This is a genomic window from Microbulbifer sp. MKSA007 (assembly GCA_032615215.1).
Lineage (GTDB): Bacteria > Pseudomonadota > Gammaproteobacteria > Pseudomonadales > Cellvibrionaceae > Microbulbifer.
In genome coordinates this window covers 4,171,671-4,193,909 of sequence record CP128433.1, presented here as the reverse complement: position 1 = coordinate 4,193,909, position 22,239 = coordinate 4,171,671, and the positions used below count along the sequence as shown (strand labels likewise).

Below are 22,239 nucleotides of genomic sequence, written 5' to 3'. Positions count from 1 at the left end.
GTTGGAGTTGTCTGATTCTAGTCATTATATGTAGTGAACTAAGTTTACTCATCTCATTAAAAATACATGATTAGCGGGAATTTATACATAATTAGATGGCTTGCTACTTTTCCAATTGGTACATCTTATTCACCGTTTTTTCGGGCATTTGAGCAAGTTGTTGGTCGGTGTTACCTCTATTTAATGGCTTAATTAGTATTTAATTTTATGAACTGCAATATTCTCAATGAAAACTCATTCCTCAGTACTATTTTTATAATTTTACAGTTGGATATTGAGGGCGTATATTGCGGACCTTAGCTATAGGAGGTCATTTATGCTACAACGTCTTCGCCGGCCTGAAATTCTTTTGCTTATTCTGGCAGCTTCGATGCCGCTCTCATTTGCTGTTTGGAATACGCTACTTAATAACTTTGTTATTGAAAAGGCAGCATTTACCGGTGCAGATATTGGTTTGTTGCAAAGTGTGCGCGAGATACCTGGCTTTTTAGCCTTCCTAGTGGTCTTTGTTTTGCTTTTTGTCAGGGAGCAGCGGCTGGCGATAATCTCACTGGTAGCAACTGGCCTTGGAGTGATGCTAACGGGACTGTATCCATCATTGACCGGGTTGTTACTCACTACACTTTTAATGTCTACGGGATTTCATTTTTATGAGACCTTGCAGACTTCCCTGGCACTCCAGTGGTTTCCTAAACAAACAGCAGCAGTTTGGATGGGACGCATGGCTGCCGCTGGTTCCTTTGCTGCGCTTCTGGCTTATAGTTTGGTGTGGGGTTTAATGAACTTCGCAGGTTTGGATTATTCCTGGGTTTATCTAATTGGTGGTGGCGCGACCATTGTCATTGCTTTAGGTGCCTGGGTCCTTTTCCCTCAGTTTGCTCAGCCCCACAGTCAGCATAAGAAGCTTATTCTGCGAAAACGCTATTGGCTCTATTATGCGCTCACGATGATGAGTGGGGCTCGCAGGCAAATCTTTATAGTATTCGCTGGTTTTTTGATGGTGGAGAAATTTGGATACAGCGTGGGGGAGGTTGCTGCTCTCTATACGGTAAACCATTTACTTAATTTGTATATCGCACCGAAGATCGGACTGTTTATCGTTCGGTTTGGCGAGCGCCGTATCCTCACTTTGGAATATATTGGCCTGATACTGGTATTTGCGGGTTATGCGCTGGTAGAAAGTGCTGCGCTGGCAGCGGCATTATATATTGTTGACCATTTATTCTTTTCTATGGCAATTGCGATTAAAACCTACTTCCAGAAGATAGTCGACGAGCGGGATATCGCGGCTTCGGCTGGAGTCAGCTTTACAATCAATCATATTGCCGCTGTGGTTATCCCTGTAGTATTTGGCTTGCTGTGGCTTGTCTCTCCGCCAATGGTATTCTTTGCCGGGTCTTTAATGGCCTTAATTTCTCTTGGGTTGGCACAGCTGGTTCCAGAGCAGCCGTTGCCCGGTAATGAGATTAGGGTTGGGCAGTATTCTGGGGCTACCTAGAAAGAGTTGAAATGGAGTTTTTGTTCCATTATCCTTGGCGGCAACTTGAACAAGACAATTTACTATGAAATACGCGCAAGAACTTCTTTCTATATGTTGCTGCCAGGCAACCTGCGTGCTTCTGTAAATTTATTCGGAAGCGTTTTTTGCTTCCGTAGAGTCAAAGAACCCGGAGCGGAAGCGCCGGGTTTTTTTATGGCCAGGTGGCAGAGAGGAAATGCGACGGTCTGCAAAACCGTTTTTCACCGGTTCGAATCCGGTCCTGGCCTCCATCTATTCTGTTGATCTATGGATATATGCTTGGCAAGCTGTCTTTTGTATAGCCATACCCCTTTTCTTTTCTCAGCTTGCTTTTAAATTCCGTCGATAGCGCCAAAGAGCCAATAGTTGTCTGGATTATCCGGGCAGACAGTAGGTCCACACTCTGCGAAAGTTATAAATATATTAAGTGCGGTAATTGAAAATGCAGTTACTATGGCCATTTTTCCGAGAGCTCCCTGATCGCGGAAACTGATAAATATGGGTTTTCCATATTGCTTATCAAATGCACCGATAATCGCGATGCCAATAATTGTCATATAGAAGATAATTAGTGCCCAGGTGTAATAGTGATATCCCATTAATGGATCGCCATAACCTGGTGTTCCGGGAATAACATGTAGGCTGACTTGGCGCAGTGCGGTAGCGGCACCAAATAGCGCTGAGAATGTTGCCAAGCTGTAGTGTAGAGGGCGGTTGCCATAGAGTACATTTAGCATCAGGCCAAATAAGACTCCTGTGAGCCCAATTCGTTGAAGTAAACAGAGAGGGCAGGGCATTTCTCCATTCACTAATTGAAAGTACTCTGCGGCGACGAGTACGGCACATACGGCGAGTATGCCCAGTGCATTAAGCTCGCGAAATGTTTGCCCCATTCACCCTCCTCTATAAGGCTAAGTTGAGATTGTCACCGGTGTGATAGCCCAGCCAGGCGATGCTTGATATCAAGGCAAAAATGAATGTTGCGGTTGCTAGGGTGTGGTAATTCTTCACGGCTAGAGCCATTGCAAGGAGATAGAAGAGAAATAGTAGGCTCATCATAATGAGGCGCCCCTCGGTTTTTGCATCGAACTCACTCCAACCACTTCTTCAATCGTATAAAAAAGCACCACTTGTTACGATAGCTGTAGAGGTGGGGGAGGGGTGATACAGGTAATGCGCTACCTGTCAGGGTTGGCTAACTAATACTCGATTCGTTGATTTTGAAGGTTGCCGAGTCGTTTGAAGGGGGAGCAGTGAATTTAATTGGTTTGATAGTCTTGAATAGTGTGAACTTAACCAAATAAATTTGTCTTTAGGTTAATGTTGGCGGACTTTGTTTGCCAGTTGGGCTTCTTCCCTGTTTAATGCTGGCTTTGGTTTCCGGCGACTGTCGGGAAGCACTTGTCATCGTAGATGCGTAGAAGAGTGGTACGTTAGGGTATCTCTGAAAATTTAGTAACTATAAAAGTAGCTAGGAGTTGTACTTATGGCACAGATCAAAGCTTTGGACAAAAAGGCGCATGCCAACCTGAAACTCACCCAAGACATTACTTTTGACCATGTAAGCAGTAATCATGTCCTGCCGCTGGTGGTTCAGGAAATCGTACAGGCAGCCCAGAGCTACCCGATCCTGTTCGTTAAAGACCAGAATACTGACCAGTTTAAAGTTGTGGCGCTTACCGGTCTGCGCCCCGGTGAAAACCTGTTCTCTGGCGCTGATGGCTGGAATGGCAGCTACATTCCTGTACAAGTGCGCACTTACCCGTTTGTTTTGGTGAAGAATCCAGACAACGCTGATCAGGCTGTTCTGTGCATCGACGAAGACTCCAAGATGCTGAGCGACTCTGAAGGTGAAGCGCTGTTCGATGGGGAAGGCGAGCAAACTGACTTCCTGAAGAATCGTGCTCAGGCAGTGGTTGAAACTGCACAGCGTGTTGCAGTGACTGAGTCTTTTATCGAGTTCCTGGTCTCCAAGGACTTGCTGACCCAGAAGAAGCTGACTTTGCGTGTTAGCGAAGATGACAAGCCTTACGATCTGACAGGTTTCTTTGTTATCGATGAAGAGAAGCTTAACAAGCTGTCTGATGAAGACTTCCTGGAGCTGCGTAAACGTGGCGCCCTGCCGGCAATCTACGCCTCTATGATGTCCTCTATGCAGGTTCAAAACCTGATTCGCAAGAAGCGCTTGAACTAATCGCGCTTTGCCCGGCAGCTGTGGCTGTCGGGCGACCCTCCTGACCGGAATAGGCGAACTCGCCAAATCTTGTCTTGATCCCATCTCACACTCGTACCACTATTGTCTCCCTCTGACGCTTTAGCTCACAAATAATAAGATGAAAAACGTGGCGCGATTCTCTCTTCGCTATTGGTTCGCTTGGTTGGTTCTGTTTTACGGTGTTTGGTTATTCCTGATTTTACAGGGCGAGAACCTGGCCCTGGCGCTCGAGCATTGGTCTATGGCGATGGCGATGGCGCTGGGTAGCTATGCCGCAGGTTCTACGCCGATGGGCGGCGGGACAGTTGGGTTTCCCGTGTTGGTGCTGTTTTTTGATATGCCGGCAAGTCTGGGTCGCGACTTTAGTTTTGCGGTTCAGTCGATAGGTATGGTCAGTGCCAGCTTGTTTATTCTCTGCCGGCGCCAGCAGTTGGCCTGGTCGATGTTGCGGGGGGCGCTGCTGGGCTCTCTTCTGGCGACTCCCGCCGGTATCCTATTGTTTGCCCCTCTGATACCCGAACTCTGGGTGAAGCTTTCCTTTGCCGTCCTCTGGGGCAGTTTTGGCATTTTTCATTTGTATCGCCTCAGCGAAATTACTGATTGTGAGCACGCGGGGGACCCTCAGTGCCCAACAGATTTTCGTGTCGGCTTGCTATTGGGCGCTTTTGCCGGCTTTTGCGTGGTGGCAGTTACCGGTGTGGGTGTGGACATGCTGGTGTATGCGGCTCTTGTGCTATTGAGCAGGGTGGACCTCAAGGTGGCGATCCCTACATCAGTGGTGATCATGGCATTTTGTTCGGTACTCGGAGTAATAGTGAAGTCGCTGGCGGGAGATTGGCAGCCTGGGGTGTTTGGGAATTGGCTGGCGGCAGCACCGGTAGTAGCCCTGGGGGCGCCTCTGGGCGTTTTTGTCGTTAGCTTGCTGGGACGCAAGCCGACCCTGTTGATTGTGGCCTTCCTGTGCGTTGTGCAGCTTGTGTGGACTTGTATGTCCGAGAGTGAGGCTATGAAGGGATATGGCGGTCCGCTAGTGCTGCTGGCATTGCTGTGCTGCCTGGCGGGGTTCGAGTGGCTGCGAGCCCTGGGTTTGCGCAGGGAACAAGTGCGAACGCCTACCGCAACTTCAGGAACTGCTGACCTGGAGCCCGATAGCGCCGGAGTGACCGTTATGGAAGCTAATGGTGTGGTGCTGCCGGAGTAGTTGATTTTTGGATAGCGTTCGAGGACGAGTTCTGGCGAGCTATTCGCAGAATCAGATAAAAAAACGGTTGCGTTTTTGGTTGCTGCCCAGATTTGGGCCTGCTAGATAATTTAGGAATATGGCTGGGGCGGAAGGATTCGAACCTTCGCATGACGGGATCAAAACCCGCTGCCTTACCGCTTGGCTACGCCCCAGTTTCAAGATTCACAAAGAATAGTCTCTGTGATTTGAAATGGTAGCAAGGGGGAGACTCGAACTCCCGACCTCAGCATTATGAGTGCTGCGCTCTAACCGGCTGAGCTACCTTGCCATTTCTTTTGTTGTCTCGGCTGTCCCGAGGGCGCGCATTATTAAACGATGGGCCGGGGGTGTCAACACTTTTTTTGTATTCTTTTCAGATAGTTAGCGATTTTTTTCATCTGATGCCCGGGACTGCTCAGAACCGCGCCTGGAACTGATTGCGGCGAGGGCGGAACCGAGTACCACGGCGCCGGCGCCGGCCCAGCTGATCCAGTTGAGCGGCTCAACTGCAATATAGTCGGGCCAGATAGAGCTGATCAGCGTACTGAACAATAGGGTGATGACTGGCACTAATGACAGGGTTGCGCTGACACTGGATGCCTCCCAGTGCGCTAGTGCCTTGCTAAAAGCCCCATAGGCGATCAGCGTGTTGGCGGTGAGAAATGCCAATAGCACCCACTCGAGCCAGCCCAGGTGAGAAACCTTCATTGGCTCCGCCATGGGCAGGAAGAGCAGGGTCCCTGCGATATAAATTACTACCAGTAGATCCTGGGGCGTTGCGCGGCTCAATATTTTTTCTGAAAAAAGCCGTAAATCGCCCAGGTGACAGCGGCGATCAGGATATAGCCGAGCCCCAGCAGGTATTCGCCGCCGGCGCCACTGGTCAGCTCTCCCAGGCGCTGGTTAAAAAATAGCAGTAGCCCGATTACCACCAGTACCACGCCGCTCCACTGACGCAGAGAGAAGCGCTCTCCCAGCCAAAGCACGCTGGATATCAGTAGAAGCAGGGGGGCCAGCTGGATTACAACCTGAGCGGCACCAGGGGTGATGTAATTGAGTCCACTGGCGTAGGCGAGGTAGTTCACCAGGAGGCCGGCAACGGCTAGGAAGGTGAAAAGCAGTAAGCCGCGACTGAATAGTGGCTTGAGCTGTAATTTGCGCGCCTGTCCGTAGTAGACGCCCGCTAACAGTGCTGCACCGGCAAAGCGATACCAGGTGGCGGTACCGGGACTGATGTATTCGAGAAGCCCTTTGAGAGCGATGGGCAGGGTTGCCCACATAAATACGGTGATCAGCGACAGGGGCAGGCCGACTTTCCAGTTTGATTGAGCCATGGAATTTACACGGGTGGCGCGCCTCCCCGGGGTGGGGAGGCAAAAAAGGAGAGGCGGTTAGACGTTAAAACGGAAGTGGATTACGTCGCCGTCGGCGACAATGTAGTCCTTGCCTTCCAGGCGCCATTTACCAGCGTCTTTAGCGCCGGCTTCACCATTGTTGTCAATGTAATCGCTGTAGCTGATCACTTCTGCGCGAATAAAACCCTTTTCAAAATCGGTGTGGATTTTACCGGCGGCGTTGGGAGCGGTGGCGCCCAGTGGGATGGTCCAGGCACGAACTTCCTTCACGCCAGCGGTGAAGTAGGTGTGCAGGCCCAGCAGTTGGTAGCCGGCGCGAATCACGCGGTTCAGCCCGGGCTCTTCCATACCCAGTTCTTCCAGGAACTCCTGCTTTTCTTCGTCGTCCAGCTCGGCAATTTCCGCTTCGAGCTTGTTGCAGATAGGTACCAGTACCGCGTTTTCTTCAGCGGCGATGGCGGCTACAGCATCCAGATGCGGATTGTTCTCGAAGCCATCTTCGTCCACGTTGGCGATATACATGGTGGGCTTGATAGTGAGCAGGCTCAGTTCGCGCAGGTCTGCCAGTTCGTCTTCTGAAAGCTCGAAAGAGCGCAGCGGCTTGGCTTCATCCAGGTGTGGCTGGATTTTTTCCAGCAACGCTTTCATCTTGATCGCGTGCTTGTCCTGCCCCTTGGCGGCACGGGTAAAGCGCTGTAGGGCCTTTTCCACAGTGTCCAGGTCGGCCAGGGCTAACTCGGTGTTGATCACCTCGATATCCGCTACCGGGTGTACCTGGTTGGCGACGTGGATAACGTTATCGTCTTCGAAGCAGCGAACAACGTGGGCGATAGCGTCGGTCTCGCGGATATTGGCGAGGAACTTGTTACCCAGCCCTTCCCCCTTGGAGGCGCCTGCAACCAGGCCGGCGATATCGGTAAATTCCATGGTGGTGGGAATTACCTTTTCCGGTTTGACGATCTCAGCCAGCTTGTCGATGCGGGGATCTGGTACCGGCACGACACCGGCATTGGGCTCGATGGTACAGAAGGGGAAGTTTTCCGCATCGATACCCGCTTTGGTTAATGCGTTGAATAGGGTGGATTTGCCCACATTAGGTAGGCCGACAATACCGCAAGTAAAACCCATGGTGATATTTTTCCGTTTGCCCGAGGCGCATACAGCGCGCTCTGCTAATTGCGTTTGAGGTCCGGTAGTGATTGCGCTGGCGGGATTTTGGATGGGCGGGGTGTCTCGGCCACCACAGGGTCCGGGCCAGCCGGGAAAATACCGGCAATTTAGCGCAGCACACTATCGAGATTTCCGCGGCAAAAGGCAAGCCGGCGGGTGGGATCTATTTGTTGGTGTGCAGCGTTTTCATGGCTGCGCCCCAGTCGCCGGAAGCGGCGGTGGGCAGAACGTCGATCGAGCGATCGATCGCATCAGCCAGTGTTTCCTGTTCCGCCCTGGGGGCTCGCTGGAGTACAAACCGGGCCACTTCGCTCGAGCTGCCGGGGTGGCCAATGCCGAGTCGCAGGCGCATAAAGTTTCGGTTGTTGCCCAGTGCGGCAATGATATCCCGCAGGCCGTTGTGTCCGCCGTGACCGCCGCCGGCTTTCAGGCGCGCGATACCGGGGGCCAGGTCCAGCTCATCGTGAGCGACCAGAATGGCTTCCGGGGGAATCTTGAAGAAGTTCGCCAGTGGGCCGACAGATTGGCCACTGCGATTCATGTAGGTGGTGGGAATCAGCAGCCGGATATCCTGGCTGCCGACCCGCACACGGCCAGTGAGGCCGTGATATTTGCTGTCGAGGCTGAGCTGGGTGCCTTGTTGGCGGGCCAGCTCGACAACAAAGTCGGCACCGGCGTTGTGTCGCGTCCGATCGTATTCCGGTCCGGGGTTTCCCAGGCCGACAATCAACTGGATCGGAGTATCCGGTGCCGCAGCCAAGGCGATTACTCTTCGCCTTCGCCAGCTTCGGCTTCAGCTTCTACAGCGCCGCGAGGCTTGTGGATAGAAGCTACAACCAGGTCGTGGTCTGCACCGTGGCTCAGTGCCACAGACTCAACACCTTCCGGCAGTTTCAGGTCGGAGATGTGCAGTACGCCGTCCATTTCCAGGTCGGCCAGGTCCACTTCGATGAACTCAGGCAGCTTGCCGGCAGGAGCGTTAACTTCCAGCTCGGTCAGGGTGTGGGAAACGATACCGCCAGCCTTAACACCTTTGCTGCTCTCTTCGTTCAGGAAGTGCAGAGGTACTTTAACGTGTACTTTGGTGTTGGCAGATACACGCTGGAAGTCGATGTGCAGCAACAGGGCTTTAGCCGGGTGACGCTGCAGGTCGCGCAGGATAACTTTCTCTTCCTTGCCGTCTACGTCAACAGTCAGCATGGAGGAGAAGAAAGCTTCGTTTTCCAGAGCTTTGGTCAGGTCTTTGTGCAGCACGGAGATAGAAGCAGGCTCTGCTTCACCGCCGTAGATGATGCCGGGTACACGGCCTTCCAGGCGACGCAGGCGGCGGCTCGCACCTTTCCCTTCATCGCTGCGGGCAATGGCGTTCAATTTAATATCAGACATGGGATAAACCTCGGGTTGTCTGTCCAGAGTGACCTGCGACCGGACCGCTCTGGCATGGATGTTAAATGGGCACTGGGCCCAAAAGTAATTGCCCGGCAGTGCCGGGCGGGCGCGTATTCTACGGGAATCAGCGCTAAAGGCAAAGTGCCCCGGTATACGGGGCGCTGGGATACCTTGACCGGCAAGCTCCTAGCGGAACATTGCGGACAGGGATTCCTCATTGCTGATACGGCGCATGGACTCGGCCAGCATTGCAGACAGGGTCAGCTGGCGAATTTTTGGTGCCTTCTCCATTTTGTCACCCAGGGGGATGGAGTCGGTAACCACCAGCTCATCCAGAACGGAGTTGTTCAGGTTGGTGATGGCGTTGCCGGACAGTACCGGGTGGGTACAGTAGGCGACAACTTTCTCGGCGCCGTGCTCTTTCAGGGCGTTGGCGGCGTTACACAGGGTGCCGGCGGTGTCGACCATGTCGTCTACCAGCAGGCAGGTGCGGCCGCTGACTTCACCGATAATATTCATGACTTCGGCAACATTGGCGGCCGGACGGCGCTTGTCGATAATGGCCAGGTCGCAGTCGAGGCTCTTGGCCACGGCGCGGGCGCGCACAACACCGCCGATATCCGGGGATACCACCACCAGGTTCTGGTACTTTTGGCGCTCGATATCGTCGAGCAGGACAGAGGAGCCGTAAACGTTATCCACAGGAACGTCGAAGAAGCCCTGGATCTGTTCCGCGTGCAGGTCGACGGTTAATACGCGGTCGATACCTACGCTTACCATCATATCGGCAACCACTTTTGCGGAAATCGGCACGCGCTGGGATCTTACGCGGCGATCCTGGCGGGCGTAGCCAAAGTAGGGGACTACAGCGGTAACGCGGCCGGCGGAGGCGCGGCGCAGGGCGTCTACCAGCAGGATCAATTCCATCAGGTTGCGGTTGGTAGGTTGGCAGGTGGATTGCACCACGAAAACGTCGCGGCCGCGTACGTTATCGGTAATTTCTACTGCAATCTCGCCGTCGGAGAAGCGCTTGACCGTGGCTTCACCCAGGGGGATCGCCATATGGTCGACAACCTTCTGTGCCAGTTCCGGGTTTGCGTTGCCGGTAAAGACCATTAAGTCAGCCACTGCGAGTTCCTTTAATTCTGTCTTGAAGTGAATTGAAGTGTAGATGCCTGCATATTTGCTAGCAGTCAGGGTTTTTGCTGCAACACTTTTGTGTTGAGCGGCGCACTGTTGCGCGGATAAAAACAGGGTTTTGGCCACAGTTTTTTTCCTTGCTCAACGGGTTGCTCTGGGTGCGTGCTCGCACAACCATCGGGCGCTTGCATTCAAGCCTGCCTTCAGGATTCTTTAAAAATTGGGGAGTGGCTCTGTAAAGCCCTGTGCGAATGGCCTGGGCCGGCTGGATCAGCGTAGACTGAATCATGTCGGAACCGGTTTTTGACTGTGCCATTGCATATAAAGAAAGTGGCTGGGGCGGAAGGATTCGAACCTTCGCATGACGGGATCAAAACCCGCTGCCTTACCGCTTGGCTACGCCCCAGTAATGTTTCCTCAAAAATCTGAGGAGATTTTCGCTAGCGCTTGATGTGTCGGTGAAACCAATACACCCGCTGCTGTAAAACCCTGCCACGCTTCAGGCAGTTTGGCGTGTGCCTCAATGGCTGCCTCTGCCGTAGGGAATGCCGCAAAAATGCAGCCCCCGGTGCCGGTGAGTTGTGCTGGAGCAAATTGCTCGAGCCATTCTCTGGCATCGCGTATTTCAGGGTAGAGCTTTTCAACTAATGGCTGGCAGTCATTGCCGGAAAATGTTTCCAGTTTTTCGCTGCCGAGTCGTATCTCGTTGGCCTGCTCCTCGCGAAGGGCCGCTAATGTAATTGCGACTGAATCTCTTGTCAAACGTGAATCGCGAAAAATTTTTGCAGTGCTCACTTCGCAACCAGTTGAGACAACCAGGTAGTAGCGTTGCTCGGTGGTTGTTGGGGTTAATTTTTCACCAATTCCTTCCGCCCAAGCGGTGCGTCCGCGCACAAAAACTGGAATATCCGCGCCCAATTGCCGCCCCAGCTTCGCCAATTTATCGATCGATAAATTGCACTGCCATAAGTGATTGAGCCCGAGCAAAGTGGTGGCGGCATCGCTACTGCCTCCACCGATGCCGCCGCCGTGAGGCAACTTCTTTATCAACCGAATAGAGGCGCCGAGAGAATTTTGTCGGTCCGGCTCAGCTTGTTTGCGCAGCAATTGGGCTGCGCGATAAACCAGGTTGTCTTCTTCCGCTACATCCAGCTGGCCGGCATCGACACTGACAATGCCATCGCTGCGCTCACTGAATTCCAATAAGTCGCCGAAATCGAGAAGTTGGAACAGGGTTTGTAACTCGTGATAGCCATCCGGGCGACGGCCGAGAATGCGCAGAATCAAGTTGAGTTTTGCTGGGGCGGGCAGGGTTAGCAGCATGAGGCAAAAAGGAGTCAATCAATTACAGGATCGCCATAATACCTGCATGCTGCGATTTGGGCATTGGCAGAGTTATGTAAAACTCTTTCTACAAACCCCAGTCTTTAATCACCAGGGTGACGGATACCGGGCCAGTGGGACTGTTGGTTTGTGCTTTGATCCGGGTTGGCAGCATAAAGGAGCCTTCGCTGCGATACTCACTAAAACTCAAGGCCCAGCCGGATTGTTGCAGGCTTTGCAGTTGGCCCTGGGTGTTGCGCTGCTCACCACTCTTGGCGCCGGGCGCGGGAAGACCGCGCACCCAGTAGAACATCTCCCGGGCGGGCAGAGGCCACCCCAGTGCTTCCTGGGTTAACTGTGCCGGATTGCGCGCATAAATTGGCGGCTCGCTACCGCGCACCAAACTGACGCCACCGGCTGAGCCGGTGATGACGGTGGTGCCTGCTCCGAGCGGACCGCTGAGATGAAGGCGAAAATTCTCCGCGCCGCCCTGTAGCCAGGCCAGGTTGGCACTGCCGTTTTCTTTGGGGGAGCGAACACCCAGTTTGCCCTTGAGATTCCACTGGGTAAATTCAGCTACTGTTTGCGGTGTTGGATTTTGATTTTTAGTGGGGGAACCTGGCTCCGGTTCCTGTTTGGTTTTTTGTCCGGCACAGGCGGAAATCATTATTGCCAGACATGCCAGCAATAACAGATAGAATCTTCGCGCGGTTGTCTTGTCAGCTATCTGATGCATGTTGTTCCAGTGACTCTTTGATTTGTAGGCGCTTCATGGCAGCCGGAATAATTTTGCTGTGGGGATTCAGCAGAAGGCCTTTTCTCCACATTTTCATGGCGGCTTCTCTGTTTCCCTGAACCCAGAGTACTTCACCGAGGTGTGCGGCAATTTCGTGGTCGGGCAACTTTTCCATCGCCTGCCGCAGATACTTTTCCGCAGCTTCGTGATTGCCGAGACGGTACTCTATCCACCCCATGCTGTCGATTATTGCCGGGTCCTCAGGCTCGAGTTCCAAAGCGCGGCTAATCAATTGGTAGGCTTCTGTGTGCCGGGATTTATCTTCAATCAGTTTATAACCGAGCGCGTTGAGAACTGTGGCGTTATCGGGATTTCTTTCCAGCAGGTTTCTCAAGTCCTTTTCGAATTGTTGTGCGTTGCCGAGTTGGTCATGCAACAGCGCGCGAGTGTACATCAAGCGACCGCTGGTGCTGTTGGTTTGTAATGCCTCGTCTACTCGCTGTAAAGCCATACTGGCTTCACCACTTTTGCGAAGTAATTCGACCTCCATCAGGTAAAAATGTTCTTCCTGAGTGGGGTGTTTTTTTCTCAGTTCAGAAAACCACTCCCGGTTAGTGTTGTACTGTCCGAGGCTCGCCAGTAATTCCGTACCGCGAGTAATGGCTTCTACGTAATCACTACCGGGCCCCACTTCGCGGAAATATTTAATTGCATGGGAAAAATCCCCAGATTTTTCTGCAATGCTGCCCAGGTAAAAATAAGCAGCGGATTCGTGCTGCTGTAATTCAAGTAGTTGGGTAAAGAGGACTTTGGCCTCGTCAGTTTGCTCGGTCTCGTACTGAATTAGGGCCAACGACAAAATCAGGTTGCCATCTTCAGGGCGCTGCTTAACCAGTTCGGCAAACTGCTTGCGTGCCAGGGCCAGGTCCTCCCGAATCAACAGGCGGGCGTACTGAAGGCGCAGGCGGCTCTCGGAAGGATGGATGCCGACGAGTCGCTCGAGAAGGGAAATGGCTTCCTTGCGCTTGCCCTGATCAACCAATAGATGACTTTCCAGCAGTGGTGCATCCAGTTGGTCTGGATGGTGCTCTTGGACGCGGCGCACCAGGGACAGGGCGCGGGCAAATTCCCTTTCGGTGCGCAGTACCATGGCATAGGCGAGCACGACCTCGTCATCGAGGGGATAGACTTTTGCCAGTCGGGCAAACTCCCGCTTGGCTTGTTCCGTGAGTTGCTCGTGCCCAATAGCGGTTGCTGCGAGAGATTGCATGGGTGGGTTGCCGCCGAGTTCCAGGGTTTTACTGGCGTGAATCAGGGCTGTGTGTAAGTCGCCGGACAAAGTCAGCTCGGCTGTGAGGGCCAGCTGTGCATCGGCGTTTTGTGGCTCAAGCTCTACCCATAGCCTGGCTGAATCCAAGGCGGCCTGGCGGGCATTTAAAAAGCGGGCAATGCGTGTAGCGCGGGCGGCAACCCCGGGATCTTTGGTGACCTCCGCCTGGTGGTAGTAATTGGCCAGTGCGACATCGTACTGTTCGCGGATACCGGCGACTTCGGCCACCAGAAGGGTGTAAAAGGTATCAATAGGGAAAGTTTTAGCTTCCGGCCCTTCTGACTCAGTGGTTTCCTTCCCCTTAAGGTTGCTCGGCTCCAGTGCTGTGCTCGCGATTTCTGTAGAGGGGGCTGCCGGCGTCTGGTGCTGGGTACAAGAAGCAAGTATTACGGATACGGCAAGGAATGCGGCAAGCTTGAGCTGGTGGCTGGAAATTCGGGTTGGAAGCTGATGTGCGCGAGGTGGGAGCATAGATCGTGTCCATACGTTACGTTGTCGCTGAAAGCGGGGTATTACTGACGTGTTTTAAACGATTATCGCCATATAATTCTAGTCGTGAATCGGGTTTGGAACGGTGGTGGGCAGTGGCTCTTGCCAAATCGGCGGGCAATTTTACTGCCTCTTGCGCTTGCAAGGGAGACGGCTGCCTATGAAAATGCGCTCCCAGTGCGGTTTCCGCCTTTTAAGATTTAATGCTAACGGAAGTCTATGCCAATTCTTACCCTGGGTATCAACCACGATAGCGCGTCGGTCGAAGTGCGCGAGCGGGTGGCCTTTGCCCCCGAGGTGATGCCCGGCGCACTGGGAGATGCGCGAAAAGCACTGGGGTGCCGCGAGCTGGCCATCCTGTCTACCTGCAATCGCACCGAAATATACGGAAATGTGGAGTCAGAAGCCCTGTTGCAATGGCTATCTGAATACCACCAAGTGCCCCTGGAGCAGCTCAAGGGCTGTGCCTATGTGTACAGCGATGAAGAAGCGGTACGCCATATGATGCGCGTTGCCTGTGGTCTCGATTCCCTGGTGTTGGGTGAGCCGCAGATCCTCGGCCAGATCAAGTCCGCCTATGCGGTGGCGCGGGAATCCGGCAGTGTTGGCAGTGAACTGCACCGGGTTTTCCAGCGGGTGTTTACCGTCGCCAAGAAGGTTCGCACCGAAACTGCAATCGGTGAAAACCCGGTTTCTGTTGCCTACGCTGCTGTTTCTCTGGCTTCGCGTATCTTCACCGACCTGAAAAAGCAGACTGCCCTGTTGATCGGTGCGGGAGAGACCGTGGAGCTGGTTGCCCGCCATTTGCTCGATCAGGGAATCAAGCAGGTCATTGTTGCCAATCGCACATTGAGCCGGGCCCAGTTGCTCGCAGAGAGCTTTGGTGCCGAGGCAATCCTGCTTGCGGATATCCCCGAGCATCTGGCACGCGCGGATATCGTTATCAGTTCCACCGCGAGCCAGCTGCCGATTCTGGGTAAGGGAGCGGTCGAATCGGCGCTGCGCAAGCGTCGGCACAGCCCCATGTTTATGGTGGATATTGCGGTACCCCGCGATATCGAATCGGAAGTTGGCGAGCTGGATGATGTTTATCTGTATACGGTGGACGATCTGCGTGGGGTTATCGATGAGGGCAAGCGCTCCCGTGAGAAAGCGGCGGAGGCCGCTCAAGAAATCGTAAATGCTGCAGCGGCTGAATTTACCAAAGAGAGCCGCTCTTTGGAGGCTGTGGATAGTATTCGCAGCTACCGGCAGCGAGCCCAGGAAGTGAGCACTTCCGAACTTGAACGGGTACTTTTGCAGCTGGAAAAAGGCGAGGACCCTCGTCGACTGATGGAGCAGCTCGCTCGCTCTCTCACCAATAAATTAATTCATGCACCCACCGTCAGTCTGAAAAAAGCTACGGCGGAGGGTGATATTGAGCGTTTGCGTATCGCTCGCGAGGTCGTTGGGTTGGATGATCTCACCGATATCGATTTAGAGAAAAAGCATCAATGAAAGAATCGTTACTGAATAAACTGGAAACCCTGCTTGAGCGCCATGAGGAAGTATCTGCGCTGTTGGGCGACGCCGACGTAATTGCTGATCAGGATCAATTCCGCGATCTTTCCCGCGAGTATTCTGAGCTGGAAGAAGTGGTTAAATGCTACGGCGCTTACAAACAGTTGCAGGAAGATATGGTCGCGGCTCGGGAGATGCTGGGGGAAGATGACCCGGAAATGCGCGAAATGGCTCAGGAAGAGCTGCGCGAGGCTGAAGGTCAAGTGGAGCCGCTGGAGCGAGAGCTACAGACTTTGCTGTTGCCGCGCGATCCTAACGACAGAAAAAATGTCTTTCTGGAAATTCGCGCAGGAACCGGTGGTGATGAAGCAGCTATTTTCTCCGGTGATCTGTTCCGCATGTACTCTCGCTATGCGGAGAAGCAGGGATGGCGAATAGAAATTGTCAGCGAAAATCTCGGTGAGCACGGCGGTTACAAGGAAATTATCACTCGCGTCGCCGGTGAAGATGTCTACGCAAAATTAAAATTTGAGTCCGGTGCGCACCGGGTACAAAGGGTTCCTGAAACAGAATCCCAGGGTCGTATTCACACTTCGGCTTGTACGGTCGCGGTGATGCCGGAGCCGGATGAGCGCGATGCGATTGAAATTAATAAAGCGGATTTGCGTGTGGATACCTACCGTGCATCCGGTGCCGGTGGTCAGCACGTTAACAAAACCGATTCCGCTGTGCGCTTAACCCATATTCCCACGGGGATTGTGGTGGAGTGTCAGGACGAGCGCTCCCAGCACAAAAACAAAGCCAAGGCGATGGCACTGTTGCAAGCGAAGCTCAATACTGCGCAGGAAACGGCGGCGGCCCAGGAAATTTCCGATGCCCGCCGCAGCCTGGTGGGCAGCGGTGATCGCTCTGAGCGAATCCGTACCTACAACTATCCCCAGGGCCGGGTTACCGATCACCGTATCGGCCTCACTCTCTATAAACTCGATGAGATTATGCAGGGGTCTCTGGGGGAGGTGATCGGGCCATTGCGCACGGAATACCAGGCCGATCAGTTGGCAGCCCTGGCCCAATAAATCCAGATTTTTTACGCCGCCTCGAGCGGCGTTTTTATAGGTTTTTCTCCATGACCAGCGTCAAGGAAAATATCGCACGCTGCGCCCAATTAACCGATAGCGACAGCGCGCGCCTGGATGCAGAGCTTCTGCTCGGCAGTGTGTTGGGGCGCGAGCGCACCTGGCTCTATACCTGGCCGGAATACGAATTGAGTGAAGCTGAGCAAGTGCGCTATGAGCAGTTGCTCCAGCGCCGGCAAGCGGGAGAGCCGGTGGCACACCTTATCGGTGAGCGCGAATTTTGGTCCCTATCGCTAAAGGTGGATTCCTCCACTCTGATCCCCCGCCCGGACACTGAATTGTTGGTGGAGACCGCGCTGGAGTTTTTCCCCCAGGGCAGGTTGCGAGCACTGGACCTGGGCACTGGCACTGGTGCTATTGCACTGGCTCTGGCGTCGGAGCGACCGGGATGGGAAATTATTGCAGCGGAGAAATCACCCGCTGCGGTAGCACTGGCAGAGGAAAACCGGCGCTCCCTCAAGTTGCAAAATGTGCAAGTTATCCAGAGCGATTGGTTTTCTAGTTTGGAGCCACAGCCGTTTTCCCTGATCGTCAGCAACCCTCCCTATATCGATGCATCTGACCCGCACTTGGTGCAGGGCGATGTGCGCTTTGAGCCCCGCACTGCGTTGGTGGCAGAGCGACAGGGTTTGGCAGATATTGAGCATATCGCCACAACCGCTAGTGATTACCTGGAAAACGATGGCTGGCTAATGGTGGAGCACGGTTGGCAGCAAGCCGAGAGCGTGCGGGATATTTTTTCTGCGGCGGGATTGAATATAGTTTCAAGTCGCAGGGATTATTCCGGTTGGGAGCGAATTACCTTAGGGCAAAAATAGTGATACCTGCGGAGCTGCCACAGGGATTTGAGGAGGGAGCCTATGCATGATCATGTCCACCACCGAACCGGCAATGGGGCTTTGCGCCCATTAATTATTGCACTGGTTCTCACTCTCAGTTTTTCCATAGTTGAAGCCATAGGTGGTTGGCTATCTGGCTCCCTGGCATTGCTCGGCGATGCTGCCCATATGCTTACCGATACTTTTGCCTTGGCACTGGGGGCTATTGCCGCAGTACTGGCGAAAAAACCCGCTGATCGGGAATTGTCGTTTGGCTGGGGGCGAGCGGAGGTCTTAGCTGCGGTAACCAACGGCCTGATTATGCTTCTGATCGTGGTCGGTATTTCTTTTATGGCCATTGATAGGTTGCGCAATCCCCAGCCGGTGCATGGCAGTACGGTGATGTTGATTGCAGCCATGGGGTTGCTGATTAATATTCTGGCGGCCTGGGTTTTATTAAAAGGCGAGCGCACGCTCAATATTCGCGGTGCGCTTTTGCATGTGATGGGCGATATGCTGGGCTCTGTCGCGGCACTGGCTTCCGGAGCTGTGATTTATTTTACCGGTTGGGTACCCATCGACCCCCTGCTTTCACTGCTTATTTGCCTGTTAATCCTGGTTTCCTGCGTGCGACTGCTCAGGGATGCGATCGATGTATTGATGGAGCGGGTACCCAGGGAATTGAGCCTTCCGGTTGTGGGCGAGACACTGGCGGCGGTAACCGGGGTGCGCTCTGTGCACGATCTCCATATTTGGCGCTTGGATTCCAGCACTATTTCACTGTCGGCCCATATTGTGGTGGATGACTTACAGGCTTGGCCCAGCGTACTGGAGCGCTTGCGGGAAACCCTGGTCAAGCGCTTCGATATCGATCATATCACCCTTCAACCGGAACCTTTGGCAATGCCCGAAGTGACGGTGATCGATAAAGTCAGTGATTAATAGGTGGGGATTTACTCCTCACCTTCTGTCGGCGGCTGGCGGTTTTCTGGGGTGGCTGGTACTTTACTCTCTGATTTGTCAGCGACCGATTCTTCCGCTACTACTTCCTGGGGCTGGCTGATTTGTTCCTGGGGAGCCTGGATACCGATATGGTAGGCGGCAAACCCCGGTTGCACGACCTGGTTTAATGCCATGCCGAGAATGCGGCCGTTGTGCTCGGAGCGAATTTCTGTGCGTACATTGGTAATAGGGTTGGTTACTGTTCCCAGTAAGTCGCCTTTACGCACAAACTCGCCGAGCTGGACTTCACTAAAGATAACCCCGCCAGTCGATGTCCGCTGCCAGGTGGAGGTGTAGTAAACCGGTTCGGGATCGCCCCAGAGGCGGAATTTACTCACCATACCCAGCTGGTTGAGCAGAGTGCGTATACCTTTCACACTGTGACTTACCGATAGCTCATCCAGCACCATGGGTGCTCCGGCTTCCAGAGTGACGGTGGGGATACCTGCCTCCACAGCGGCGCGGCGCAGGGTACCCTTGGCTCCGGCGCTGTGCAGCACCACAGTGGAGCCAAAACCCTGGGTCATTTTCACTACCTTGGGATTGGTTAAGTCGCCGCGCAACTGTGGCAAGTTGGTGCGATAAAAAGAACCCGTATGTAAGTCCACCACGGCGTTACAGTGGCTGATCACTTCGTGGAAAAATGAATTGGCAATTCGCGAAGCCGAAGAGCCATTGGGATCGCCGGGGAAGTGCCGGTTCAGGTCGCGTCGATCAGTCAGGTAGCGGGAGCCTCGATGGAAGCCTTGCAGATTGACGATGGGTACGCCAATTACCGCACCGCTCAAATGGTCTGCATCCAGGTCGTACATAACCCGCCGCACAGTTTCCACACCGTTCAACTCATCACCGTGCACCGCCGCAGTAAGGCAGAGAACCGGCCCTGGCTTGGCGCCGTTAACCACCAATACAGCGGTGGGGCTATAGACCCCTTCAAAGTGTTGGCTGGGAGACCAGGCCAGGCGTGTAGAGGTCGCAGGGGGAACCTCTGAGCCTAATAATCGCAGAGGCTTGGCCGTCTCGCCCGGAACCAGGGAAATGGTGCCGGGCTCCGGTAATTCGGGTTGAGGTTTAACTGTTTCAGTTTCTTTATCGGCAGTGGGAGCAGTCTCGGTGGGAGCTGCCGGTTTATCCAGTTCCTGAATAGGTTGGTCCAGCTCCAGATTTTCCGCTTGGGGCAGGGAAATTTCTTCAGAACCAGCATCTGTCGACTGGGATTGCTCTTCAGTAGGGGCAGCGTTGGTGGGTGGCCCCAGCTCTGTGATCACCGGTTGGTCCAGCTGCATATTGGCAGCCTGGGGGACCGCTTCTGTCTCTTCGCCAGTGCTGTCATCGGCGCTCAGGGCCTGGGTGGATGAAAGCAGTAAAGCCAGGCTTAGCAGGTGTCGGGTCCTTCGGGAGGATTGGCGCGGGATCATTCGGCACTCCGGTCAACTTCATATATCTGGGTGTGCCGGAGAGCCTTGTGTCCGGCACAGATTGGGACTTTGGAGCGCCAGTATAGTCAATACGTTCCCGAAGAATGTGATACGCGCCGAATTACGCGTATCCGTAGGTTCGCTCGATGGCTTTGCGGCTGGTTCGCCAAAAGCGAATTCCCAGCAGGATTGAAGCCGTTCCCAAGCCGATACAGACACCGGTCCAATAACCGTATACCCCCCAGAAGCTCTCTCCCAGCCAGTAGGCGGTAGAAAGCCCCACCAGCCAGTAGGAAAATAGCTGTATAAACATGGGCGCACTGGTGTCCTTATATCCGCGCAGTGCGCCCCAGGTCATTGCCTGGGTGACATCCACCAGCTGGAATGCGGCACACAGCAATAGCAGGTTGGTGGCCACCGCGATAATTTCTTCATTGCTGGTGTAGGCCTGAACAAACAGGGTGCGCAGGGTAATCAAAAGTACACCGGTGCCCAGTGCGTAGATTAGCCCGCTACTGATGCCCACTTTGCCACAGAAGCGCGCGCGCTTTGGCCGTCCCTGACCGAGTAGTTGGGCGGTGCGGATACTCAGGGCCTGGGCCAGTGCGAGTGCGACCAAGTAAAAAATTGAGCCCACATTCATGCCGATCTGATGGGCGGCGACAATGGCTGCGCCATAGGGGGCAAGCAAAATGGTAAGACTGGCAAAAAAAGTAACTTCACTGGCCGCACCCACACAAATTGGCAGGCCAACTGCGAGTAAGTGGCGCAGGGTTGACCAGTGGGGGCGAGGCGGTAACATCCTAAGTTTTAGCTTGTGGTAGACCGGATCAGTGTTCGCGTGCCAGAAGAGTGCCAGTGCGATCAGGCAGCTGACCGCTGCGGTAGCCCACCCACATCCCGCTCCTCCCATTGCCGGTATGGGGCCGGCACCAAATACCAAAAGAATATCCAGGGGAATATTTAAAATAGCGGCAGTGATATAGATACGCATTACCGGGCGCACTTGTCCCATACCCTCACAGTAACCGCGCAACGCCGTGCCGAGTGCAAAAGGCAGGGTGCCGACAGTCAGGGCCAGTACATAGCCCTCCATCACTTTGCGAACCGGCTCTTCCGTGTCTATCCAGTGACTCCAGATAGGAACCGCAAGCAGGGCGGAAAACACCAGAATGCCACCGATCAGTGCGATCCACAGCGCCTGGTGTAATTGCCTGGCGCAGCCGGCTTCATCGCGACCACCGCGCAAGTGTGCAACAACCGGGGAGATAGCAGCGAGCAGGCCGATTAGTGTCACTGCGCAAACAGCCCAAATACTGGCTCCCAAGGCGAGCCCGGCGAGACTTACTTCTCCAGCGCGTCCTGCTACCAGAGTATCGACAACTCCCATGCTCACCACAGCCAGGTTACTGACCACCAGGGGGCCTCCCAAGGTGGTTAGGTGCGACAGTTCGGTTTTAGTGGCATTTCGGTAAAGCTTGAACAAAGAAAAACCTGAGCTCTTGTTACTGGTCTCGATAGAGGGTTCTGGGGTCTGGGCTAATTTTGACAAAAAATTAATCCTGCGGGGGATTGTTAACAGGCCCTGGCCTTCGCAAATACAGCTGAAAACGGGCGGTGGGCCAAAATTCGTAGAGGCTTTCAGTCTGCCGGGGGAAGGCGGGGCGGTACTGCAAAAAGGTCCGACATTCTACGGTACAAACGGCGCCTGCGCCCAGTGCTGATTACGGACTTTCCTCAAGTAGTTTGGCCACAATTTCTGCCTTATTAATGATGCAGTCGTGGTTTATTGCTGCCTCCCGATAAACCCACCCGCTTATCCGCTTTGCTTTGCGGCTACTGTAGATGGCTGGCGGGTACTCGGGTTGGGTACAGTGAATAAAAGTGCATGGAGGGCCCTGTTCTGGGGGGCGTTGCAAATGAATCGGGTCCAGTAGTGTTTTGATGGGATGTGGGGTCATACGGCGGTTTAGCCAGCGAATATCATCGGGGTGGGTTATCCCCAGGTCTTCTGGTGGCGGCGGCATAATGCACAGAGTGCCGTCAATATTCTGCGCTTGTTTTAGTCGCTGCTCCTCTATACCGCTGGGGAGCTGTCTACTAAATGGACGCCCCGGCTCAGGAACAGCGCCATCCAGGTAGATTAATCGGTGTACCCGCTCGGGTAGAGCGTCGGCGGCACCGGTTGCGGCCATTCCCCCAAAGCTGTGGCCCACAAGGGTGACTTGCTGCAACTCCTCCCAAAGGATTGTATTGATCAGGTCTTGGATAAAAGTATCCAGGCCAACGGAGGGTGAGAGTAGGTGTTTACGCTCCCCCAGACCACTGTGGGTGGGGGTGAATACTCGATGCCCATTACGCTGCAGGAGGTTGGCGACCCTGCTCCAGCACCAGCCTCCATGAAATAGCCCGTGGACCAGTACGTAAGTTTTCCCCACCAGGTTGCTCTCAAGTTACTTGGGTTCTGCAAGCATAGA

At 54.0% G+C, this 22,239-nt stretch carries 20 protein-coding genes and 4 tRNA genes; 8 read left to right on the top strand and 16 right to left on the bottom strand.

Going from position 1 to position 22,239, the window contains the following annotated elements; translation table 11 throughout:
* Positions 1-316 precede the first annotated feature (316 nt).
* Complete coding sequence (locus QT397_21605; GenBank protein ID WNZ55424.1) at positions 317-1,498, top strand: MFS transporter; 1,182 nt, start codon at positions 317-319, stop codon at positions 1,496-1,498.
* A gap of 197 nt (positions 1,499-1,695) precedes the next feature.
* Positions 1,696-1,770 (top strand) — tRNA-Cys (locus QT397_21600).
* A gap of 81 nt (positions 1,771-1,851) precedes the next feature.
* Here QT397_21600 and QT397_21595 read toward each other — a convergent pair.
* The gene (locus QT397_21595; protein WNZ55423.1) at positions 1,852-2,412 is read right to left on the bottom strand and encodes a disulfide bond formation protein B; all 561 of its coding nucleotides are present in this window, start codon (positions 2,410-2,412) and stop codon (positions 1,852-1,854) included.
* Positions 2,413-3,005: 593 nt separating this feature from the next.
* Here QT397_21595 and QT397_21590 point away from each other — a divergent pair.
* A complete protein-coding gene (locus QT397_21590; GenBank protein WNZ55422.1) occupies positions 3,006-3,713 on the top strand; it encodes a SapC family protein in 708 nt (235 codons plus the stop codon).
* Positions 3,714-3,852: 139 nt separating this feature from the next.
* Positions 3,853-4,935 carry a sulfite exporter TauE/SafE family protein gene (locus QT397_21585; GenBank protein WNZ55421.1) on the top strand — a complete coding sequence of 361 codons (1,083 nt, stop codon included), beginning with the start codon at positions 3,853-3,855 and terminating at the stop codon, positions 4,933-4,935.
* Between the two features lie 119 nt (positions 4,936-5,054).
* Here QT397_21585 and QT397_21580 read toward each other — a convergent pair.
* The 12 genes from QT397_21580 to QT397_21525 all read right to left on the bottom strand — a co-directional run bounded on the left by QT397_21580 (position 5,055) and on the right by QT397_21525 (position 13,870).
* A tRNA-Gln gene (locus QT397_21580) sits at positions 5,055-5,129 on the bottom strand.
* A gap of 39 nt (positions 5,130-5,168) precedes the next feature.
* Positions 5,169-5,245: transfer RNA gene (locus QT397_21575), tRNA-Met, on the bottom strand.
* Between the two features lie 92 nt (positions 5,246-5,337).
* On the bottom strand, positions 5,338-5,745 hold the full coding sequence (locus QT397_21570; GenBank protein ID WNZ55420.1) for a DMT family transporter: 408 nt from the start codon (positions 5,743-5,745) through the stop codon (positions 5,338-5,340).
* Positions 5,742-6,290 carry a DMT family transporter gene (locus tag QT397_21565; GenBank protein ID WNZ55419.1) on the bottom strand — a complete coding sequence of 183 codons (549 nt, stop codon included), beginning with the start codon at positions 6,288-6,290 and terminating at the stop codon, positions 5,742-5,744. Before QT397_21565 ends, QT397_21570 begins: the two co-directional genes overlap by 4 nt.
* Positions 6,291-6,347: 57 nt before the next feature.
* On the bottom strand, positions 6,348-7,439 hold the full coding sequence (gene ychF / locus QT397_21560) for a redox-regulated ATPase YchF (protein WNZ55418.1): 1,092 nt from the start codon (positions 7,437-7,439) through the stop codon (positions 6,348-6,350).
* 205 nt (positions 7,440-7,644) lie between these two features.
* On the bottom strand, positions 7,645-8,241 hold the full coding sequence (gene pth / locus QT397_21555; GenBank protein WNZ55417.1) for an aminoacyl-tRNA hydrolase: 597 nt from the start codon (positions 8,239-8,241) through the stop codon (positions 7,645-7,647).
* A gap of 5 nt (positions 8,242-8,246) precedes the next feature.
* A complete protein-coding gene (locus tag QT397_21550; GenBank protein ID WNZ55416.1) occupies positions 8,247-8,867 on the bottom strand; it encodes a 50S ribosomal protein L25/general stress protein Ctc in 621 nt (206 codons plus the stop codon).
* A gap of 189 nt (positions 8,868-9,056) precedes the next feature.
* Positions 9,057-9,986, bottom strand: coding sequence for a ribose-phosphate pyrophosphokinase (locus tag QT397_21545; protein ID WNZ58576.1), 930 nt, complete (start codon positions 9,984-9,986; stop codon positions 9,057-9,059).
* A gap of 355 nt (positions 9,987-10,341) precedes the next feature.
* Positions 10,342-10,416: transfer RNA gene (locus QT397_21540), tRNA-Gln, on the bottom strand.
* Positions 10,417-10,427: 11 nt separating this feature from the next.
* Positions 10,428-11,333, bottom strand: coding sequence for a 4-(cytidine 5'-diphospho)-2-C-methyl-D-erythritol kinase (gene ispE, locus QT397_21535; GenBank protein WNZ58575.1), 906 nt, complete (start codon positions 11,331-11,333; stop codon positions 10,428-10,430).
* 88 nt (positions 11,334-11,421) lie between these two features.
* Complete coding sequence (gene lolB, locus QT397_21530; GenBank protein WNZ55415.1) at positions 11,422-12,069, bottom strand: lipoprotein insertase outer membrane protein LolB; 648 nt, start codon at positions 12,067-12,069, stop codon at positions 11,422-11,424.
* A complete protein-coding gene (locus QT397_21525; protein WNZ55414.1) occupies positions 12,053-13,870 on the bottom strand; it encodes a tetratricopeptide repeat protein in 1,818 nt (605 codons plus the stop codon). Before QT397_21525 ends, lolB begins: the two co-directional genes overlap by 17 nt.
* 237 nt (positions 13,871-14,107) lie before the next feature.
* On the opposite strand from QT397_21525, the gene hemA reads away from it, so the two are divergent.
* From hemA to QT397_21505, 4 genes are read left to right on the top strand one after another with little or no spacing between them, the layout of a single operon-like run.
* Complete coding sequence (gene hemA, locus QT397_21520) at positions 14,108-15,385, top strand: glutamyl-tRNA reductase (GenBank protein WNZ55413.1); 1,278 nt, start codon at positions 14,108-14,110, stop codon at positions 15,383-15,385.
* Positions 15,382-16,464: a peptide chain release factor 1 gene (gene prfA / locus QT397_21515; GenBank protein ID WNZ55412.1), complete on the top strand. Its 1,083-nt coding sequence runs from the start codon at positions 15,382-15,384 to the stop codon at positions 16,462-16,464. The genes hemA and prfA overlap by 4 nt, the downstream gene beginning before the upstream one ends.
* A gap of 50 nt (positions 16,465-16,514) precedes the next feature.
* Positions 16,515-17,342 (top strand): peptide chain release factor N(5)-glutamine methyltransferase, encoded by an 828-nt coding sequence (gene prmC, locus QT397_21510; protein ID WNZ55411.1) that lies wholly within the window; start codon positions 16,515-16,517, stop codon positions 17,340-17,342.
* A gap of 42 nt (positions 17,343-17,384) precedes the next feature.
* The gene (locus QT397_21505) at positions 17,385-18,284 is read left to right on the top strand and encodes a cation diffusion facilitator family transporter (protein ID WNZ55410.1); all 900 of its coding nucleotides are present in this window, start codon (positions 17,385-17,387) and stop codon (positions 18,282-18,284) included.
* Positions 18,285-18,295: 11 nt separating this feature from the next.
* Here the strand turns inward: QT397_21505 and QT397_21500 are convergent, their stop codons facing one another.
* From QT397_21500 to QT397_21490, 3 genes are all read right to left on the bottom strand, one after another.
* Positions 18,296-19,762 carry a succinylglutamate desuccinylase/aspartoacylase family protein gene (locus QT397_21500; protein WNZ55409.1) on the bottom strand — a complete coding sequence of 489 codons (1,467 nt, stop codon included), beginning with the start codon at positions 19,760-19,762 and terminating at the stop codon, positions 18,296-18,298.
* 121 nt (positions 19,763-19,883) lie between these two features.
* Positions 19,884-21,314, bottom strand: coding sequence for an MATE family efflux transporter (locus QT397_21495; protein ID WNZ55408.1), 1,431 nt, complete (start codon positions 21,312-21,314; stop codon positions 19,884-19,886).
* A 172-nt stretch (positions 21,315-21,486) separates the two neighbouring features.
* Positions 21,487-22,200 (bottom strand): alpha/beta fold hydrolase, encoded by a 714-nt coding sequence (locus tag QT397_21490; protein WNZ55407.1) that lies wholly within the window; start codon positions 22,198-22,200, stop codon positions 21,487-21,489.
* Between the last annotated feature and the right edge of the window lie 39 nt (positions 22,201-22,239).

Coding starts and splice junctions, on each gene's coding strand:
- QT397_21605 (WNZ55424.1), top strand. CDS start 317: ATGCTACAACGTCTTCGCCGGCCTGAAATTCTTTTGCTTATTCTGGCA.
- QT397_21595 (WNZ55423.1), bottom strand. CDS start 2,412: ATGGGGCAAACATTTCGCGAGCTTAATGCACTGGGCATACTCGCCGTA.
- QT397_21590 (WNZ55422.1), top strand. CDS start 3,006: ATGGCACAGATCAAAGCTTTGGACAAAAAGGCGCATGCCAACCTGAAA.
- QT397_21585 (WNZ55421.1), top strand. CDS start 3,853: ATGAAAAACGTGGCGCGATTCTCTCTTCGCTATTGGTTCGCTTGGTTG.
- QT397_21565 (WNZ55419.1), bottom strand. CDS start 6,290: ATGGCTCAATCAAACTGGAAAGTCGGCCTGCCCCTGTCGCTGATCACC.
- ychF (WNZ55418.1), bottom strand. CDS start 7,439: ATGGGTTTTACTTGCGGTATTGTCGGCCTACCTAATGTGGGCAAATCC.
- QT397_21550 (WNZ55416.1), bottom strand. CDS start 8,867: ATGTCTGATATTAAATTGAACGCCATTGCCCGCAGCGATGAAGGGAAA.
- QT397_21545 (WNZ58576.1), bottom strand. CDS start 9,986: ATGGTCTTTACCGGCAACGCAAACCCGGAACTGGCACAGAAGGTTGTC.
- ispE (WNZ58575.1), bottom strand. CDS start 11,333: ATGCTGCTAACCCTGCCCGCCCCAGCAAAACTCAACTTGATTCTGCGC.
- lolB (WNZ55415.1), bottom strand. CDS start 12,069: ATGCATCAGATAGCTGACAAGACAACCGCGCGAAGATTCTATCTGTTA.
- QT397_21525 (WNZ55414.1), bottom strand. CDS start 13,870: ATGCTCCCACCTCGCGCACATCAGCTTCCAACCCGAATTTCCAGCCAC.
- hemA (WNZ55413.1), top strand. CDS start 14,108: ATGCCAATTCTTACCCTGGGTATCAACCACGATAGCGCGTCGGTCGAA.
- prfA (WNZ55412.1), top strand. CDS start 15,382: ATGAAAGAATCGTTACTGAATAAACTGGAAACCCTGCTTGAGCGCCAT.
- prmC (WNZ55411.1), top strand. CDS start 16,515: ATGACCAGCGTCAAGGAAAATATCGCACGCTGCGCCCAATTAACCGAT.
- QT397_21505 (WNZ55410.1), top strand. CDS start 17,385: ATGCATGATCATGTCCACCACCGAACCGGCAATGGGGCTTTGCGCCCA.
- QT397_21500 (WNZ55409.1), bottom strand. CDS start 19,762: ATGATCCCGCGCCAATCCTCCCGAAGGACCCGACACCTGCTAAGCCTG.